Annotated in this window: 15 protein-coding genes; 13 read left to right on the top strand and 2 right to left on the bottom strand. The window is 30.2% G+C overall.

What is annotated here, in order from left to right; genetic code table 11:
* The first annotated feature begins 214 nt into the window (after positions 1 to 214).
* The 10 genes from DMR38_RS15015 (at position 215) to DMR38_RS14970 (ending at position 12,917) form a co-directional block, all read left to right on the top strand.
* Positions 215 to 2,734: a DsrE/DsrF/DrsH-like family protein gene (locus tag DMR38_RS15015; protein ID WP_127722061.1), complete on the top strand. Its 2,520-nt coding sequence runs from the start codon at positions 215 to 217 to the stop codon at positions 2,732 to 2,734.
* A 277-nt stretch (positions 2,735 to 3,011) separates the two neighbouring features.
* On the top strand, positions 3,012 to 3,374 hold the full coding sequence (locus DMR38_RS15010; protein ID WP_127722060.1) for a sulfite exporter TauE/SafE family protein: 363 nt from the start codon (positions 3,012 to 3,014) through the stop codon (positions 3,372 to 3,374).
* A 56-nt stretch (positions 3,375 to 3,430) separates the two neighbouring features.
* The gene (locus DMR38_RS15005) at positions 3,431 to 4,516 is read left to right on the top strand and encodes a LacI family DNA-binding transcriptional regulator (RefSeq protein ID WP_243124598.1); all 1,086 of its coding nucleotides are present in this window, start codon (positions 3,431 to 3,433) and stop codon (positions 4,514 to 4,516) included.
* 96 nt (positions 4,517 to 4,612) lie between these two features.
* Positions 4,613 to 5,566 carry a sugar kinase gene (locus DMR38_RS15000; protein ID WP_127722059.1) on the top strand — a complete coding sequence of 318 codons (954 nt, stop codon included), beginning with the start codon at positions 4,613 to 4,615 and terminating at the stop codon, positions 5,564 to 5,566.
* A 136-nt stretch (positions 5,567 to 5,702) separates the two neighbouring features.
* Positions 5,703 to 6,374 carry a GntR family transcriptional regulator gene (locus DMR38_RS14995; protein ID WP_127722058.1) on the top strand — a complete coding sequence of 224 codons (672 nt, stop codon included), beginning with the start codon at positions 5,703 to 5,705 and terminating at the stop codon, positions 6,372 to 6,374.
* A gap of 280 nt (positions 6,375 to 6,654) precedes the next feature.
* Positions 6,655 to 8,268, top strand: a complete 1,614-nt coding sequence (locus tag DMR38_RS14990) for a mannitol dehydrogenase family protein (RefSeq protein WP_127722057.1) — start codon at positions 6,655 to 6,657, stop codon at positions 8,266 to 8,268.
* Positions 8,269 to 8,289: 21 nt separating this feature from the next.
* Positions 8,290 to 9,363 (top strand): mannonate dehydratase, encoded by a 1,074-nt coding sequence (uxuA, locus tag DMR38_RS14985; protein ID WP_127722056.1) that lies wholly within the window; start codon positions 8,290 to 8,292, stop codon positions 9,361 to 9,363.
* 361 nt (positions 9,364 to 9,724) lie between these two features.
* Positions 9,725 to 10,747 carry a zinc-binding alcohol dehydrogenase family protein gene (locus DMR38_RS14980; RefSeq protein WP_127722055.1) on the top strand — a complete coding sequence of 341 codons (1,023 nt, stop codon included), beginning with the start codon at positions 9,725 to 9,727 and terminating at the stop codon, positions 10,745 to 10,747.
* Between the two features lie 70 nt (positions 10,748 to 10,817).
* Positions 10,818 to 12,161, top strand: coding sequence for an MFS transporter (locus DMR38_RS14975; protein ID WP_127722054.1), 1,344 nt, complete (start codon positions 10,818 to 10,820; stop codon positions 12,159 to 12,161).
* Positions 12,162 to 12,272: 111 nt separating this feature from the next.
* Positions 12,273 to 12,917, top strand: a complete 645-nt coding sequence (locus tag DMR38_RS14970; protein WP_127722053.1) for a bifunctional 4-hydroxy-2-oxoglutarate aldolase/2-dehydro-3-deoxy-phosphogluconate aldolase — start codon at positions 12,273 to 12,275, stop codon at positions 12,915 to 12,917.
* A gap of 39 nt (positions 12,918 to 12,956) precedes the next feature.
* Here DMR38_RS14970 and DMR38_RS14965 read toward each other — a convergent pair whose 3' ends face one another.
* The gene (locus tag DMR38_RS14965; RefSeq protein WP_127722052.1) at positions 12,957 to 13,595 is read right to left on the bottom strand and encodes a TetR/AcrR family transcriptional regulator; all 639 of its coding nucleotides are present in this window, start codon (positions 13,593 to 13,595) and stop codon (positions 12,957 to 12,959) included.
* Between the two features lie 165 nt (positions 13,596 to 13,760).
* Here DMR38_RS14965 and DMR38_RS14960 point away from each other — a divergent pair, with 165 nt between their 5' ends.
* Positions 13,761 to 15,206 carry an MFS transporter gene (locus DMR38_RS14960; protein WP_243124311.1) on the top strand — a complete coding sequence of 482 codons (1,446 nt, stop codon included), beginning with the start codon at positions 13,761 to 13,763 and terminating at the stop codon, positions 15,204 to 15,206.
* Here DMR38_RS14960 and DMR38_RS14955 read toward each other — a convergent pair.
* Complete coding sequence (locus DMR38_RS14955) at positions 15,203 to 15,874, bottom strand: DUF4097 family beta strand repeat-containing protein (protein ID WP_127722051.1); 672 nt, start codon at positions 15,872 to 15,874, stop codon at positions 15,203 to 15,205. The genes DMR38_RS14960 and DMR38_RS14955 overlap by 4 nt on opposite strands.
* Positions 15,875 to 16,167: 293 nt before the next feature.
* Here DMR38_RS14955 and DMR38_RS14950 point away from each other — a divergent pair, with 293 nt between their 5' ends.
* Together DMR38_RS14950 and DMR38_RS14945 are read left to right on the top strand one after the other, a co-directional pair.
* Complete coding sequence (locus DMR38_RS14950) at positions 16,168 to 16,860, top strand: response regulator transcription factor (RefSeq protein WP_127722050.1); 693 nt, start codon at positions 16,168 to 16,170, stop codon at positions 16,858 to 16,860.
* A 4-nt stretch (positions 16,861 to 16,864) separates the two neighbouring features.
* Positions 16,865 to 18,295 (top strand): HAMP domain-containing sensor histidine kinase, encoded by a 1,431-nt coding sequence (locus DMR38_RS14945; RefSeq protein WP_127722049.1) that lies wholly within the window; start codon positions 16,865 to 16,867, stop codon positions 18,293 to 18,295.
* The last annotated feature ends 86 nt before the right edge of the window (positions 18,296 to 18,381 follow it).

Genomic DNA, 18,381 nt, shown 5'->3' with positions numbered 1-18,381 from the left:
ATATGTTTTAGTAAAAATTATTGATAATTATATCGCTATATCTGAATATATAAATGCAATATCATACATGATATTTGAAGAGAAGGGAAAAATTATAGATAAGAATTTTAATAAATATAATGCAACTGCTGAGATACTTAAATTATTATCATATCTGGTTGATAGTTAAAAGTCTTTTAGATAATGGAGAATATAATGATTGGAGGAAATATATATGAAAAAAGTAGTGATAGTTGGTGGAGTAGCTGGAGGAGCATCAGCTGCTGCTAGACTTAGAAGACTTGATGAAAATGCAGAAATAATATTATTTGAAAAAGGCGAATATATATCTTTTGCAAATTGTGGATTACCTTATTATATTGGAGAAACTATAAAGGAAAGAGAAAGATTATTAGTGCAAACTCCTGAGGCCATGAAGGCAAGTTTTAATATTGATGTTAGAGTAAATAGTGAAGTAATAACAGTAGATACTAAAAGTAAAAAAGTAAAGGTTAGCAGTAGAGACAAGGGTGAGTATGAAGAAAGCTATGATTATTTAATTTTATCACCAGGAGCAACTCCAGTTAAGCCTCCTATTCCTGGAATACAAAGTGATAAGATATTTACATTAAGAAATGTACCTGATACTGATGGAATAAAAGCTTATGTAGATAATGAAAATATAAAGAATGCAGTTGTAATTGGTGGAGGATTCATTGGTGTTGAAATGGCAGAAAACCTTAAAGAGAGAGGTTTAAATGTAGCTTTAGTTGAAGGGGCACCACACATATTAGCACCTTTTGATTCAGAAATGGTAACTTTTGCAGAGAAGGAATTAGAGGACAACGGCGTAGGAATTGTATTAAATGATGGAGTTAAAGAATTTAAAGAAGATGGAACAGGAGTAAATGTAATTCTAAACAGTGGAAAAACTTTGTATTCAGATATAGTTATACTTGCAATAGGTGTAAAACCGGATACAGCATTTTTAAAAGAGTCAGGAATAGAGTTCGGACCTAAAGGTCATATAATAGTAAACGATAAAATGGAAACTAAGGTGAAAGGTGTATATGCAGTAGGAGATGCTATTGAAGTAGTTGATTTTATAAATAGAAGTAAAACTGCCATTGCACTTGCTGGACCAGCAAATAAGCAAGGAAGAATTGCAGCAGATAATGTATGTGGTTTAAATTCAGTTTATAAAGGAACTATGGGAACATCAATTATTAAAGTATTTGGATTGACAGGTTCAAGCACAGGAAATAATGAGAGGACATTAAAAGCAAAGAACATACCATATAGGGCTATATACCTTCATCCCAATTCAAGTGCTGGCTACTATCCAGGTTCAGTGCCAATGACAATAAAGCTTATTTTTAATAAGGTCGGAAATATACTAGGAGCTCAAGCTTTTGGATATGCTGGAGTAGATAAGAGAATAGATGATATAGCCGTTACAATGAGGCTTGGTGGAACGGTTTACGATTTAACAGAATTGGAACTTGCATATGCACCGCCTTATTCTTCAGCTAAGGATCCTGTAAATATGGCTGGATTTATAGCGGAAAACGTTTTAAGCGGCAAAGATGAAATAATACTTCCAGAGAATATAGATAACAGAGATAAGGATAAAACACAGCTTGTTGATGTGAGGACTGAATTAGAATGCAGCAACGGCAGCATAGAAGGATCTATAAATATACCTTCAGAAGATATAAGAGCTAGAATGAATGAACTGGATAAAAACAAAGAAATATTAGTTTATTGTCAAGTAGGACTTAGGGGGTATATAGCTGCAAGAATTTTAAGGGCTAATGGATTTAAAGCCAAAAATCTAACAGGTGGATATAAAACCTATACTATGAGTAAGTTCAAACCAAGAGATGTTGTAATGAGTAATAGTGGTAAAGGCGGTTCTATGGATTTAAGAGGAAAAAAATCTAATGTAAGTTTGGAAAGTAATTTAAATGAATATAAAGAAGCTGATGAAGCCTATAAAAAAGGAGGCTTTGACAAAAACCTTGATGCTTGTGGAATATGCTGTCCAGGACCTTTAATGCGTGTTAATAGTAATATACAGGATATGAAAGAAGGAGAAGTATTAAAGGTAATGGCATCAGATCAGGGATTTTATGAGGATATAAAATCTTGGTGTGAAAGAACTAATAATGAACTTCTTGACAGGAAAAAAGATAAAGGTAATATAATAGCTTTTATAAGAAAAGGCAATAAAAAACAAGCAGCTCAAAATAGTGAATCAGTAAATAATGGCACCATTGCACAGAAAGACAATAAAACATTAGTTGTGTTTAGTGGAGATTTGGATAAAGCGTTAGCATCCTTTATAATAGCTAATGGAGCAGCTGCTATGGGTAAAAAAGTTACAATGTTTTTTACCTTCTGGGGACTTAATATTTTAAGAAAGCATGAAAAAGTTAGTGTTTCAAAGGGATTTATGGATAAGATGTTTGGCTTTATGATGCCTAGAGGAGCTAAAAGATTAAAACTTTCTAAAATGAATATGCTTGGTATGGGTACAAAAATGATGAAAATGGTAATGAGAAATAAAAATGTTTCTTCACTGGATGAGCTAATTAAAGCAGCTATTGACAGTGGAATAGAAATAGTTGCATGTCAGATGAGTATGGATGTAATGGGACTTAAACAAGAAGAACTAATAGATGGAGTTAAAGTAGGTGGTGTAGGATACTATCTAGGAGAAGCAGAGGATTCTAACGTTAATCTATTTATCTGATGACTACTTACTTGTAGCACGCCCACTTCCATTGAAGTGGGCTATACTTCAAATAATCTGCTAATATACTTATAAGCAAATTTCTAAGCATCAGATGGAGTTTTAACTCCATCTGATGCTTATTAACAGTTCCTTTCATAGAGTGCGTTGGAGTATTAAAATGGTTAGTTACGGGATAAAATATTAAAGTAGAATTGAAAGTTAGTTATAGATTACAATAGGTGTGGAACATAATGGAATTAGAATATTATGTAACAAAATTAGGAGGTTAAAAATAGTGAATAATATTATTTTATTTATTGTTATTGGATGTATAGCAGGTATTTTGAGTGGATTATTTGGTATAGGTGGTGGAATCATAATAGTACCTGCATTAATTTATCTATGTGGATTCACTCAGTTAAAAGCCCAGGGCACATCTCTTGCAATTTTGTTACCACCGGTAGGTATACTTGCATTTATAGACTATTACAAAGAAGGTCATGTCGATGTTAAAGCAGGAATATTAATATGTATATTTTTAGTTATAGGTTCAGTTTTAGGCGCTAAAATGTCTCATGTTATACCAGTAGATATTATGAGAAAATTATTTGGCATTTTAATGGTGCTAATAGCTGTTAAATTCATTTTCGGTAAATAAAAATTAATTTAATAAATGTTTTGTGAAAGAGAGAAATATTTAATTAGTTATTGAAAGTGATAATTTTAAATGATACTATAATATTAGTAAACCGGTTTCTAAAAGAAGAGGTGATATACATAAAGCCTGAGAAAAAAATTGTAATTGATGATGTGGCTAAAAAAGTAGGAGTGTCTAAATCAACAGTATCCAGATATTTAAACGGAAAATTTGAATATATGTCACAAAAGACTAGAAAAAATATCGAAAGGGTAATAGATGAATTAGATTATAAACCGAATAGTATGGCCAGAAGTTTAAAACTTAAAAAGAGTATGCTTATACAAATTATAATTGCAGATTTGACCAATCCATTTTCTTCTTTGTTAATAAAAGGTGTAGATGATGAATGTCGAAAGTATGGATATAAGGTTATAATAGCCAATACGGATAATGATAAAGATAAGGAAAGAGAATATCTTCTTTCTCTTACATCCCAGAGTGTAGATGGATTGATAATAAACGGTACTGGATATAATGGAAAATTACTAAAAGATATATTGGATCAAGGTATTCCAGTTGTAACTATGGACAGAATTATAGATGATAAGGTATTTGATTCTGTTACAAGTAATAACTATGATATGACATTTAAAACTATAAATTATTTAATTGATTCTGGGTTTAAAAATATAGCATTATTTACTCAGCATGTAGATAAAATAAGTGTGAGGATTGAGAGAGAAAAAGCGTTTTTAGATGCTTGTAATAACAGATTAAATAGTTCCAATTTTAATGTTTATACTATAGATAGACATGATACAGGAAGTGTGGAACTTAGTTTATTTGATTTCTTGAATAATTATAAGGGTAGTAAGGCAATATTTGCTGTTAATGGAGTAGTGCTTTTAAATGTACTGCAGTGTATAAATAAATTTAATTTAAAAATACCTGAGAATATAGGAATTTGCGGGTATGATAATTGGGGATGGGCATCTTTGATATCACCTGGAATTACTACTATATCACAACCATCCTATGACATTGGAATGAGATCGGCAAAAATACTTTTAGATAAAATAAATCAGGACAAAGGTGAGAAAAATATATGTATTTATTTAAGATCTAAACTTGAAATAAGAGGGTCTACTGTACTTAAATAAACTTGTGTACAACAAATGTAAACCGGTTTCTATAAAAAATAAATTAAAGTGTCTAAATAAATACAGATTAATTTATGAAAATGGAGGAACTATATAATGAGTGAATTTTTAACTATTGGAGAGCCATTGATATTGTTTGCTGCCACTGGAGAAAGTGAAATTGATAAAGAACTAAAAGATGTGAAATTTTATGAAAAGTTTTTAGCGGGAGCAGAAGTTAATGTATGTGTTGGACTCTCGAGACTAGGACATTCTACACAATATATTACTAAAATAGGACAAGATCCTTTTGGATATTTTATAAAAGAAAGCTTAAAAAAAGAAAAAATAGGAACAGATTTTATAGGGGAAACTGATGAATATTTTACGGGACACCAATTGAAATCAAAAGTTAGTTATGGGGATCCAAAGATATTTTATTTTAGAAAGAATTCTGCAGCATCTCATTTTTCAGTAGAGGATTTGAAAAAACTTGATGTAAATGGACTAAAGCATATTCATTTAACGGGTATATTCCCAGCACTGTCTAAAAATTGCAGGGAGTCTATTTATAAATTATTAGAAATTGCTAGGGAAAATAATGTTACAATTACATTTGATCCTAATTTAAGATTACCTCTATGGAAAGATAAAGAAGAAATGAAACGTGTAATAAATGATATAGCATTTAAGAGTGATATTGTGCTTCCAGGAATAAGTGAGGGATTAATATTGACAGGAAGTGATAATCCAGACGATATTGCAGATTTTTATTTAGATAAGGGAGTTAAAATTGTTATTATAAAACTTGGCAGTAAAGGTGCTTATGTAAAGTCTAAAGATGATTCCTTTATAGTAAAGGGCTTTAAGGTAGGAAAAGTTGTAGACACAGTAGGGGCAGGAGATGGATTTGCAGTTGGACTCATAAGTGGATTGTTGGAAGGTTTAGATATTAAAGAGTCAGTGCAAAGAGGAAATGCTATAGGAGCACTTGCTGTAATGTCTGCAGGTGATAATGATGGTTATCCAGATAAAATTCATCTTGATGAATTTATAAGTAAAAATAATTAGAATATAAAAACTCTGTTTATTTTAGCAAAATATATTGAATTTATGAAAGTATATGCTATAATAAAAGCATAACTACCATACAAGTATGGTTGTATGGTAGTATGGTTGTATGATTAAAAAGAAGGAGAATTAATAAATGATTCTTGAGACAGGAAAAAAGTTAACAAGTAAAAGGTTATATCAAATTTTAAAAGAAGAGATTATAAAATTGCATTTAAAGCCAGGACTTAGTATTTCTGAGAAAGGTATTTCAGAAAAGTTTGATGTAAGTAGAACTCCGGTTAGGGAAGCGTTTTTACTTTTATCTCAAGAAGGACTATTGGATGTATATCCACAAAAAGGAACTTTTGTGTCACTTATTGATTTGGATGCTGTAGAAGAAGCAAGATTTTTGCGTGAGCATGTCGAGAGAGCAGTAGTTAAACTTGCATGTAATGAGTTTCCAGAAGAAAAAATGTTTTTCCTTGAAATGAATTTGAAAGTTGAAAAAATGTGTATGGATAAAAACGACTACACAGGTTTTTTTCAAGCAGATGAGGAATTTCATAGGACAATTTTTGAAGGATGCAATAAAAAAAGAACCTGGGATACAATTTGTCAAGTTGAAGCAGATTTTCAACGTATCCGTGTATTATCATTGTCTTTGAAGTTAAAAATAGATAATGTATATTCACAACATCTGGTAATTACAGATGCAATAAGAGATAAAAAGCCAGATATAGCTGATAAAGTTATGAGAGAGCACCTGACTATGGTTAATTTTGATTCGGTTAAATTAAAAGAGAAGTATCAGGAATATTTTAAATAAATATATAAACTTGTAAGTTTATATATTTAGGTTACATGCAAACGTTATTATTAAAAAAAGAGATTTGTCAAGAATATTCTAAAATGGGATACGAGTATTCTTAACAAAATCTCAAAGTAAAAAATTATACAAAATATATTATATCACAATTTCAAAAGAATATATATTCTTTTAGACATTATTAAATGTTAAATGCTTATTTAAGGAGGCATGATAAAAATGAGTTATACAAAATTTTTTAATTTTGCAAAGTAAATATTTTTAGAAAGAAGGTAGCAATGTGGATTTAAATAAGGAAGGTATAAAGAAAAAAGATGACTGGAATAAAGTAGACATAAAATTACCTGAGTTTGATTATGATGAAATGTGCAAAAAAACTATAGAAAATCCAAAATGGGTTCATTTTGGATCAGGCAATATTTTTAGGGGATTTATAGCTGCACTTCAGCAAAAACTTTTAAATTTAAAAAAGGCTGATACTGGAATTGTTGCAGTGGAAACTTATGATTATGAAATCATAGATAAAATATATACACCTTATGACAATTTGAGTCTTCAAGTAATTATGAATCCAGATGGAAAGCTAAGTAATACTGTAATTGCAAGTATTGGAGAAAGTATTGCTGCAGATGGCAAAAGAGAAGAAAATTGGAAAAGGCTTAATGAAATGTTCTCAAATCCTTCACTCCAAATGATAAGCTTTACTATAACTGAGAAGGGATATAAATTAAAAAATTTAAATGGAAGCTTTACAGATGAAGTAGCTGAAGATATAAAAAATGGACCATTTAAACCTAGTAATGTAATGTCTAAAGTTACATCACTTTTATATACAAGATTTAAATCAGGAGAGCTTCCAATTGCAGTAGTTAGTATGGATAACTGCTCCCATAATGGAGAAAAATTATATAACTCCATTAATACAATTGCAAATGAATGGACTAAGAATAAATTAGTTGAGAAGGAATTCATTGATTATATAAATAATGAAGAAAAAGTTACATTTCCTTGGAGTATGATAGATAAAATTACACCAAGACCTTCTGACAAAGTTAAAAAACTACTTAATTCAATTGGGCTAAATAACATTGAGCCTATTATAACAAGCAAAAATACTTATATAGCACCGTTTGTAAATACCGAAGGACCGCAGTATCTTGTCATTGAAGACAGTTTCCCAAATGGACGTATGCCTCTTGAAGATGCAGGAGTGTATTTTACAAATAGAGAAACAGTAGAAAAAGTTGAGAGGATGAAAGTATGTACCTGTCTTAATCCGCTTCATACATCTATGGCTGTATTTGGATGTTTGCTTGGATATACTTTGATTGCAGATGAAATGAAAGATGATTGCATTACAAAACTTATAAAGAAAATAGGATATGATGAAGGAATGCCTGTTGTTACAAATCCTGGAGTAATTGCCCCTGAAGATTTCATAGGAGAAGTTATCAAAATAAGACTACCAAATCCATATATACCAGATACTCCACAGAGAATTGCAACTGATACATCACAAAAAGTTGGAATAAGATTTGGAGAGACAATTAAGGAATATGTAAAAAGAGATGATTTAGATCCAAAATCTTTAAAATATATACCTCTTGTTATTGCAGGATGGTGCAGATATATGCTTGGAATAGATGATAAAGGTGAAAAATTTGAAATTAGTTCAGATCCACTTTTAGAAACACTGAAAAAATATTTGTCAGGTGTAAAACTTGGAGGAAAGTATGTAGATGGAACCTTGAAACCAATACTTTCAAATGAAGATATATTTGGTTCAGATCTTTATAAAGTTGGACTTGGAGAAAAAGTTGAAAATTATTTTGCTGAGATGATTACAGGAGATGGTGCAGTTAGAAACACACTTAGAAAATATTTAAATTGCTAATTAGAGAAAGGGATGTTTTTTATGAAGATGACATTTAGGTGGTTTGGCGAAAATGATGATAGTGTTACACTTGATCAAATACGTCAAATACCAGCAGTTAAAGGAGTTGTAGGATTTTTACCTGATATTCCAGCTGGAGAGGTATGGCCTATGGAGCGAATACTTGAATATAAGAAAAACATAGAAGCTCATGGTTTGGAACTTGAAGTTATAGAAAGTGTAAATGTTCATGAAGATATAAAGCTTGGATTACCAACTAGGGACAAGTACATAGAAAACTATAAAGAAACAATAAAGAATTTAGGACAATCAGGTATAAAAGTAATATGTTACAATTTTATGCCAGTATTTGATTGGCTTAGAACAGATCTTGCATATAAACTTCCGGATGGATCTTATGCAATGTTTTATGATGATGATAAGTTAAAGGGAATAGATCCAATTGATCTTGTCAAAAGTACTGAAGAAAATTCAAATGGGTTTACACTTCCAGGCTGGGAATCAGACAGACTTAAAGAATTAAAAAATGTATTGAAGCTGTATGAAAATATAGATGAGGAAAAGTTATTTGAAAACTATAAATATTTTCTTAAAGCAATAATACCAACATGTGAAAAGTATGATGTAAAAATGGCAGTACATCCAGATGATCCTGCATGGAATGTATTTGAACTTCCTAGAATAGTACATTCAAAAGAAAATTTAGAGAGAATAGTAAAAATGGTGGATAGTCCTTATAATGGTATAACTTTATGCAGTGGAGCATTAGGATCAAGCACTAAAAATAATATACCTGAACTCATAAGATATTTTGGAGCTATGGGAAGAATACATTTTGCCCATGTTAGAAATATAAAAATACTATCTGAAAAACATTTCCATGAAGTATCACATTTATCAAGTGATGGCTCATTTGATATGTTTGAAATAATGAAAGCATATCATGATATAGGATTTGAAGGTTATATTAGGCCTGACCATGGAAGAATGATATGGAATGAAAAGGCAAGACCTGGATATGGATTATATGACAGGGCTCTTGGGGTAACTTATTTAAATGGATTGTGGGAAGCAATCAATAAAATGAGTAAATAGAAATTAATTTATATAAATAAAAAAAGACATATCATAATTTGTTAGGATAAAGACTACCATCTTAACATAACAAATTATGATATAAAATGTTTAGGCATCTTCAAAATTTAATATATCACAAATTAAATTAACTAACAAATGTGTTGAAACAGTTTTTATTATTTTTTAATATCCAAAAAACGTTTTCTAGTGCACAAGTTTAAGGGTATGTTTAGAATATCAAATATTTGCTATGTATTAAGTGTTTTTGTTATAAGAGGTTTTCTATAAAGCTTCTAATTAGAAGTCAAGTTACTAATTTAGCGTTATTACTAAATAAAATTTAGCTAAATTTATATAAATGGAATGGGAGGAAAAAGTTATGAAAATTTCAAGAGTTTATGGAAAAGATGATCTTAGAGTTGAAGAGGTAGAGATACCTAAAATTGCAAAATCAGATCAAGTTTTAATAAAAACAAAAAGAGTTGGCATTTGTGGATCTGATGTTCACTTGTATCATGGTGAAAATCCATTGGCTACACTACCAAGAGTTATGGGACATGAAGTTGTTGGTGAAGTTGTTGAAATAGGTAGTGATGTAAAAAATCTTAATGTTGGTGATCATGTTGTAATTGAACCAATTAACTATTGTGGAAAATGTTATGCATGTCGTCATGGTATGCCTAATGTATGTAAAGATTTATCTGTATTTGGTGTTCATGAAGATGGCGGTATGAGAGAATACTTTACAATACCTGAAAAACAATGTCATGTAATAAGTAAAGATTTAGATTGGGATACGGCAGTATTAGCTGAACCATATACAATTGGTGCTAATTCTACAGCGCGTGGTAATGTTGGTGTTGGAGATACTGTACTTGTTCAAGGTGCTGGACCTATAGGTATATGTATCCTTAAATTAGCCAAGATCAAAGGTGCTACAGTAATGATAACAGATGTTGTTGATGATAAGTTGAAATTTGCTAAAGAAAATGGTGCAGATAGAGTTGTCAATGTTGCAAAGGAAGATATTAAGGAGGCAGTTAAAGATTGGACAAATGGAGAAGGCGTAAATAAGGTTATTGATGCAGTTGGATCTCCAAAGACATTTGAACTTGGATTTAATTTGGCATCACCAGCAGGTACTATTGTTGTTTTAGGCTTTTCTGAAAAAGCATCACAAATTCCACAATTACCTATTACAAAAAATCAATTAACTGTTGTAGGTACTAGATTACAAGCATATCAATTTGCTAATGTCATTCGTCTAATGGAATCTGGAATGTTGAAAAATGATGGATTAATTACACATAAATTTAAGTTTGATGAAATTGAAAAAGCTTTTGATTTTATTGACGAACACTCTGAAGAGGTTAAAAAAATGATTCTTACCTTTGATGAGTAGCTAAAATTATTTTTGTATATTAGAAAATAAAGTTAAATTTTTTATAAATAGTAAAGAAGGTGTAGTAAAAATGCAGAAAAGTGATAATAATACTTATCAAATCGAAACAAAAGAATTAGTTAAAGTTGCTGCAAGTGGCTGGCTTGGAACTGCAATGGAATTTATGGATTTTCAGTTATATTCTCTTGCAGCAGCTATTGTTTTTAATAAAATATTTTTTCCAAATGCAAGTCCTGCCATGGGTTTAATAATGTCCATGGGAACATATGGAGCTGGATATGTTGCTAGGTTAGTTGGAGCATATATCTTTGGAAGAATTGGTGATAAAATGGGACGTAGAACAGTTCTTTTTGTTACTATAACTCTTATGGGACTTGCATCCACACTTATAGGTTTTTTGCCTACTTATGCAAAAGTTGGCATATTAGCTCCAATAGGATTAGTTGTACTACGAATTTTTCAGGGTTTAGGTGCTGGAGCAGAAATAAGTGGTGCTGGTGTTATGGTTGCTGAGTTTTCAAAGGTGAAAAATAGAGGTTTGATTGGTAGTTTAGTTTGTTTAGGAACTTCATCTGGTACATTATTAGCGAATTTAATTTGGACTATCATTCTAACAAATATTAGTGCAAACGATTTACTTACATGGGGATGGAGAATTCCATTTTTCGCCTCCTTTATTGTCATGATTGCAGCAATTTTAATTAGAATTTTTGTTAAAGAAAGTCCAGTTATGGCAGAGAAGAAAAAGTTGCTTTTAAAAGAAAGAGAAGAAATAGAAAAAAATAGTAAACCAGTTATAGTTAAGAGAAAAGGAAAAAAGAGTTTTGTAGTTGCTTTGGGATTACGTTTTGGACAAGCCGGCAATAGTGGTGTTCTACAAACATATCTAGCTGGTTTTGTTGTTACTGTTCTTTTGATGCAAAAAACTGTTGCAACAAATGCCAATATTATTTCATCTTTAATATCTTTTATAACTATTCCTGTGGTCGGATATCTTGGTGACAAATTTGGAAGAAGAAAAGTATATATGACGTTATCACTTGCCATGGCAGTTTATGCAATTCCAATGATGATGATGATTAATTCAAAAAATGTTGTTTTACTAACTATTGGACTAGTAATTGGTTTAAATATTGGTTGTCAAGGAATGTTTGCTTTAGAAAATGTAACGTTAAGTGAATTATTTGGATCAAAAAATAGAGTTACTCTGGTTTCTCTTGCTAAAGAAGTAGCAGGTCTTATAGCTACTGGTTTTGGACCTTTAATTGCAGCTAGTTGGGTATCAGCAGTTTCAGGCAGTTGGGTTCCAGTTGCTGTAATGCTTATTGTTTTTTCTTTAAGTACATTCTTTAGTTCTTATGTTTCTGAAGATGTCACTGGAAGAGATTTAAATGATTTAGATGATGCAATGTAAATTTAGTTTTATTTGACTTATATATGTTGATATTAATGAAAAATATATGGAACGCATGAAATATTTATAAAATTACTGTAAAAAATAATTTTAAGTAAGGAGATATATGCAATGATTGAAAAAATTGAAACTCTAAGAAAAATTGAAGAAGTAGGTGTAGTAGCTGTTGTAAGAGCTGAGACTCCAGAATCTGCCGAAAAAATTTCTAAAGCATGCATAGATGGTGGCATACCTGCAATTGAACTTACCTTTACAGTGCCTGATGCAGATAAAGTAATAGCTTCTTTAAAAAGTAAGTTTCCCAAAGATGAATTAATATTAGGTGCTGGAACAGTTTTAGATAGTGAAACTGCAAGAATAGCAATACTTGCAGGAGCCAAATACATTGTAAGTCCTGGTTTCAATTTAGAAACTGCTAAACTATGCAATAGATATCAGATACCTTATATGGCAGGTTGTATGACTGTAACTGAAATGATAACAGCAATGGAAGCTGGTGTATCTATAATAAAATTATTTCCTGGAAGTGCCTATGGTCCAAGCATAGTAAAGGGGATAAAGGCACCTCTACCACAGGTTCCTATTATGCCTACTGGTGGAGTAAGTCTTGATAATGTAGATCAGTGGATTAAAAATGGTTGCGTTGCTGTTGGAGTAGGTGGAAAACTTACTGGTGGAGCAAAAACTGGAGACTATGATAAAGTAACTGAAACTGCTAAGAAGTTCGTACAAAAAGTTAAGGAAGCAAGACTTTAAATTTGTTAATACCTGCCATTTTAGCTATAATGGCAGGTATTAATATTTATTTAAGTGATTTATTGGTTTCATTTTTAAATATCTACATAGAGCTTTAACAGTCTCATCTATAATACGATTCCTGTCAATTGAACTTTTATAAAAAGAAACATCGTCTACTACAGAATTTATAATAAGTGATGTAACTATGGCGGCAGCTTCATAGTCGTCTATATCAATGTATTCTTTATATAGTTTTATAAAATAAAGTGCAGCATCTTGTATTTTTTTCCTTTGCTCATCTGAAAGTGCTGCAACTTCTGGATCATAGTAGTAAAGTGTTTTTACTTCTCTTTGAAAATCCACAGACTTATCATGAATATCTATAAGTATTAACATGAATTCACGGAAACATTCTTCTGGTGATTTAAAAAGCAGCATTTTATTCATAAATTCATCTCGAAGCTTATCAAATTGTTCTTGATATTTTTTAAGGAGATCTAAAAAAATTGTATGTTTATCTTTAAAGTAAGAATAAAGGCATCCTATTGAAACACCAGCTTCTGCTGCTATTTCTGAGGTTGTTGTTTTGTAATAACCATTTTTACAAATTAATTTATAGCCGGCTTTAAGTATTTTATCTTTTTTTTCTATACTTCTTTTTTGCTGGGGTTCTCTTACTTTACGTTCATTTATCATGTTATCACATCCCTTATATCAACATTTTAAAGGAATAATAATAGGTTGTCAATAAAAAATATGAATAAAAGTTCTTATTTATATATTGACTTATGGATAAACTTGGCGTAATATAATCAACATAAACAAGAACAAATATTCACATTCTAATTTGGAGGCTATAATATGAATTCAATGAAAAGTAAAACAGGAATAAGTACAGTAATTATAATTATGCTTGGTACATTTATATCTAGCTTTGATGTAAATGTCGTAAATACTGCCCTGCCGATAATGCAGTCGTATTTTCATGCCAGTATGTCATCTATAGAATGGGTAATAGTAGGTTACTTAATGGTACTTGGTGCAACACAACTTACGTTTGGAAGACTTTCTGATATCCTTGGACATAAGAAAGTTTATGTGGCAGGTTTAATCTCATTTACAATAAGTTCTCTTTTTTGTGCACTATCAACTTCTATTGTCATGTTGATTGTTTTTAGAATTACTCAGGCAATTGGAGCTTCTATGATTTCTTCTAGTGGAAGTCCAATTATAATTGATACAGTAGATCCTAAAAATAGAGGAAAATCCTTGGGAATGATAGCTATTTCTGTAGCTGTAGCTGTTTGTACAGGTCCGGCATTAGGAGGACTTATAGCTTCTAAGGTAGGCTGGAGCAGTATATTTTTTATAAATATTCCAATTGGTATAATTGTTTCTGTATTAGCTATTAAAGTTATTAGAAAAGATGATAAAAGAAGAAATGAAGTTCAATTTGACTTTGCCGGGAGTACATTAATTATTGCTGCTATTTTCTTAATTCTACTTCCATTAAACCTTTTGAGTAAATCCTATTTTAATATAGGAAGTATTTTTTTTCTTTTAGGAGGTATTTTTGCACTCGTATTATTTATAATGTTTGAAAAGAAAGCAAAGCATCCAATACTTAACATGGAGCTTTTTAAAAATAAAGTTTTTACAGGAAGTACCTTTGCAACTATGTTTTTTTATATGGGAGAATTTATTCTAGCTTTTCTAGCTCCGTATTATTTACAGAAGATGAAAATGTTCACACCTTTTATGTCTGGAGTAATGATGTTACCTATGTCAATAGCTATGATTATAGCAGCTCCATTAAGTGGTGCAATCTCAGATAATTTTGACAGCCGCTATATAGGATGTATTGGACTTGCGGTAGTGACATTAGCTACTTTATTCGTTGGAGGATTTAATGCTTCAACACCAATTTTGATGATAACTGCAGTTTTCTTTATATATGGTTTTGGGGGAGGACTTTTTCAAACGCCTAATACTAGTGCAGTAATGGGAAGTGTAACTGCAGATAGAAGGGGAGTTGCTTCAGCAGCTCTTGGTACGATGAGAACTTTTGGGATGATGTCAGGGGAGGCAATTTCTGCAGCACTTATTGCCTTTAGCATGAACAATTCAGCATCTACATTCATATCAAAGGGGTTAAAAAGTACATTACTATGGCAGGCAGAATTTGGATTTGCAACTAAGGTTACATGTATTGCCGCAGCAATATGTGTTATAGCAGCAATAATATTATCATTTGCATGTGGAAAGGTTGCAGCACCATGTGAGAATGCTGCAGTTAAAACAAATTAGCTGCCTGATATAGTTATATTACCATCTGAAGATGAAAGATTAATATTCTTTTCTTTTAAAGAATGATCTACATTTGAAGCAAGATTATTAGTTACTTCACCCATATGTGATTTAGCAGATAAATTAAATTTTTCATCTTTAGGAAGTTTTAAGTTTATATTTCCTAAGTTTGAATTTACAGTAATATTACCACATATATTATCTAAGGAAATTTTGATATTGCTATCATGTACATCACATTGTATATCCTTTGAATTTGAATTTAATATGTTTACTTTGCTTAATTTAGATTTTATATATAGTTTATTTTTATAACTTTTTGGTATATCGATATTCAATCTTAAATTTTCACAACCACCAATACAAAATGTACCTATTTTACTGTCTGAGGTAACATTTAAAACATTATTTTCTATGTTGGCTTCAAAGTTATAAGTTCCAAATACAAATCCTTTTTTAAGCTTAGAAAAGCTGCATTGTATATCCCTTGAATCAGAAGATGTAATATTAACATCAAAATCCCCATTTAATGATATTTCCTCTAAATTTGATATTTCTTTTGAAGTAAAGATTCTTTGCGAATCCTCAGCTTTAGCTGGTGAGAAAAACAATATGCCTCCTGCTACAGCTAAAATTGCCACAAAAATTAATAATACTTTTTTTATCATGATGTTGCCTCCTAAGTTTCAAGCATTCAATTTTTTGAATTTAATATAAGTATATATTGCTAAAATTAATGTTTTATTAATGTAAACTTAATACAGCATTAAATTTGTGATAATTTTTACTTCTAAAATAATTTTTGATTTAAAAGTTTCCTACAGAAAAGCTGTTTTTACAAGGCTAAGAGTATTTAAAGGGCTTAATAGCTTGAACTTGACGCAGTTTAATAAGCATATTAAACTACTTAATATAGGAAATTATAAAACAATTGTCAATTTGGCAATTAAGGAGTAAAAAAATGAATTCAATTTTAATTGTAGACGATGATAAGGAAATTGTAGAATTAATAGATTTTTATATGAAGAATAATGGCTATAATACTTATAAAGCATTTAATGGTAAGGAAGCATTAGAAATCTTTGAAAAGGAACAAATAGATATTATAATATTGGACATAATGATGCCTCAGCTTGATGGCAAAGAAGTTTTAAGAAAAATTAGAGGGAAAAATAATACCCCTATAATATTTTTATCTGCTAAAGGTGAAGATATTGATAAAATTGACGGCCTGTTTCTTGGAGCAGATGATTATCTTGCCAAGCCTTTTAATACTCTAGAACTCGTTGCAAGGGTTAAAGCTCTTTTAAGAAGAAGCACTATGCTTAACACTCCCAAAGAAGTAAATAATATTACAGTAATTAATGAACATCTAAAATTAGATGAAACCACTTGTAAAGTATATAAGAATGATGTACAAATTCGATTGACTTCCTTTGAATATAAGCTTATATGTTTTCTTATAAAAAATAAAAATAAAGTTTTTACTAAAGGGCAGTTGTATGAAGAGGTATGGGGGCAGTGTTACCTTGGAGATGAAAAAATTATAATGGTTTATATAAGTAAGTTAAGAGAAAAAATAGAAGACAATCCTAAAGAACCTAAATTTATTAAGACCATAAGGGGTCTTGGTTATATATTTGAAGGTAATTAAAATTATGAAGATTAATTTTAATATTACTAAGAAAAAATTAGGTGTAAAAAGCTTCCTCATTATAAATTGTTTAATAACTTTTCTAATACTATATGTAATTATACAGCTGTCATATAAATCGTCAACCCTTATTGTAAAAAAATTTATTTTTAAGGATCAACAAATAAGCAATGTAGCAATGGCTTTTTATTATAATGAAGATTTTGATAAGATAAAATTAGGTGCCCTCTCTGAAATGGGCGCTTGGGAAGAAGTTCTGAACGAAGATAAAAAAGTAATCTATGTAAAAGGTGAAAAGAAAGATAACATAATGCAATATACTGAAGAACAGCTGTTTAGATTATCTTCCGTTGGAAATTACTCACCTCAAAATCCTTACTTTGGAGAAGTGTTTTCAGTAAAAGGAAAACATGGTGAGCCCTATGTTTTTCTTTACAAAATTGATAGAAGAAAACTTACACTTTCATTTACCTACAAACCTAATTTATATACTAAAGCTGACAGTCTTCTCTCTTTTAAAGTCTATGGTGTATTATATTTAATTCAGTTTCTTTATTTATTAATAGGTTTATATATTTACAGCCGTATAAGTTCAAAATTTATAACAAATCCTCTTAAAACCTTTGTACATAGTATAAAAAATTTAAAAAAACTTGATTATGCTACTAGAACTAACGTAAAAGGTTTAAAAGAACTTCAAGAAGTAGAAAATGAATTTAATGAAATGGTAATAGAACTTGAAAAGGTTAAAGAAGAAAATAAAAGAATAGATGCAAGTAAAAAAAGACTTTTAGTTGATATATCCCATGATTTAAAAACTCCTATAACCTCTATTCAAGGATTCTCCAAGCTTTTATTAGAAGAAAATGTAACCCTAGAGGAAAAAAATAAATTTTTAAAAATAATACATAATAAATCAGTATATTCTACAGAACTTATTGAGGATTTATTTGCACTTTCAAAACTAGAAGATTCAGAATACAGCCCTTCTTTAGTGAAACTTAACTTTACTGAATGGCTTAGACGTCTTATTGTAGAATACTATGAAGAATTTCAAAATAAGCACTTTAACCTAGATATTAATATTAGTGAATATCCTATTGTGTTCAAATTTGATGAGAAACTTATGAAAAGAGCAATTTCCAATATATTAAATAATGCTTTAAACCATAATGAAAGTTATACAAAATTAAAGATTGTATGTTATTTAAAAAATAATAATGTAATCTTAGAAATTGGTAATGATGGAGAAAGTATTGACAAATCAATAAGAGATGCAATATTTGAACCATTTGTAAAAAATAGTTCTAGTGGAAGCGGTCTTGGACTCGCCATAACAAAAAAAATTATAGAGAAGCATGGTGGAACTATAAAATTAACTTCCACTGAATTTGAAAAAAACTTATTTGTTATCTCTATTCCTCTTAAATTTTAGATTTTATTAAGGTTAGGTTAGCTTTATATTAAGGCTAACCTATTATTATGTTAAATGGAGTTATTATTTAAATTTAGGAGGAATAC

It is taken from the genome of Clostridium sp. AWRP, assembly GCF_004006395.2.
Taxonomy (GTDB): domain Bacteria; phylum Bacillota; class Clostridia; order Clostridiales; family Clostridiaceae; genus Clostridium_B.
Note: the sequence above shows the minus strand (reverse complement) of the source record. Positions and strands in the feature narration are given on the sequence as shown.

Excerpts from the sequence above, each read along its gene's own strand:
- DMR38_RS15015 (WP_127722061.1), top strand. The coding sequence starts at position 215 with ATGAAAAAAGTAGTGATAGTTGGTGGAGTAGCTGGAGGAGCATCAGCT.
- DMR38_RS15000 (WP_127722059.1), top strand. The coding sequence starts at position 4,613 with ATGAGTGAATTTTTAACTATTGGAGAGCCATTGATATTGTTTGCTGCC.
- DMR38_RS14995 (WP_127722058.1), top strand. The coding sequence starts at position 5,703 with ATGATTCTTGAGACAGGAAAAAAGTTAACAAGTAAAAGGTTATATCAA.
- uxuA (WP_127722056.1), top strand. The coding sequence starts at position 8,290 with ATGAAGATGACATTTAGGTGGTTTGGCGAAAATGATGATAGTGTTACA.
- DMR38_RS14980 (WP_127722055.1), top strand. The coding sequence starts at position 9,725 with ATGAAAATTTCAAGAGTTTATGGAAAAGATGATCTTAGAGTTGAAGAG.
- DMR38_RS14975 (WP_127722054.1), top strand. The coding sequence starts at position 10,818 with ATGCAGAAAAGTGATAATAATACTTATCAAATCGAAACAAAAGAATTA.
- DMR38_RS14970 (WP_127722053.1), top strand. The coding sequence starts at position 12,273 with ATGATTGAAAAAATTGAAACTCTAAGAAAAATTGAAGAAGTAGGTGTA.
- DMR38_RS14965 (WP_127722052.1), bottom strand. The coding sequence starts at position 13,595 with ATGATAAATGAACGTAAAGTAAGAGAACCCCAGCAAAAAAGAAGTATA.
- DMR38_RS14960 (WP_243124311.1), top strand. The coding sequence starts at position 13,761 with ATGAATTCAATGAAAAGTAAAACAGGAATAAGTACAGTAATTATAATT.
- DMR38_RS14955 (WP_127722051.1), bottom strand. The coding sequence starts at position 15,874 with ATGATAAAAAAAGTATTATTAATTTTTGTGGCAATTTTAGCTGTAGCA.
- DMR38_RS14950 (WP_127722050.1), top strand. The coding sequence starts at position 16,168 with ATGAATTCAATTTTAATTGTAGACGATGATAAGGAAATTGTAGAATTA.
- DMR38_RS14945 (WP_127722049.1), top strand. The coding sequence starts at position 16,865 with ATGAAGATTAATTTTAATATTACTAAGAAAAAATTAGGTGTAAAAAGC.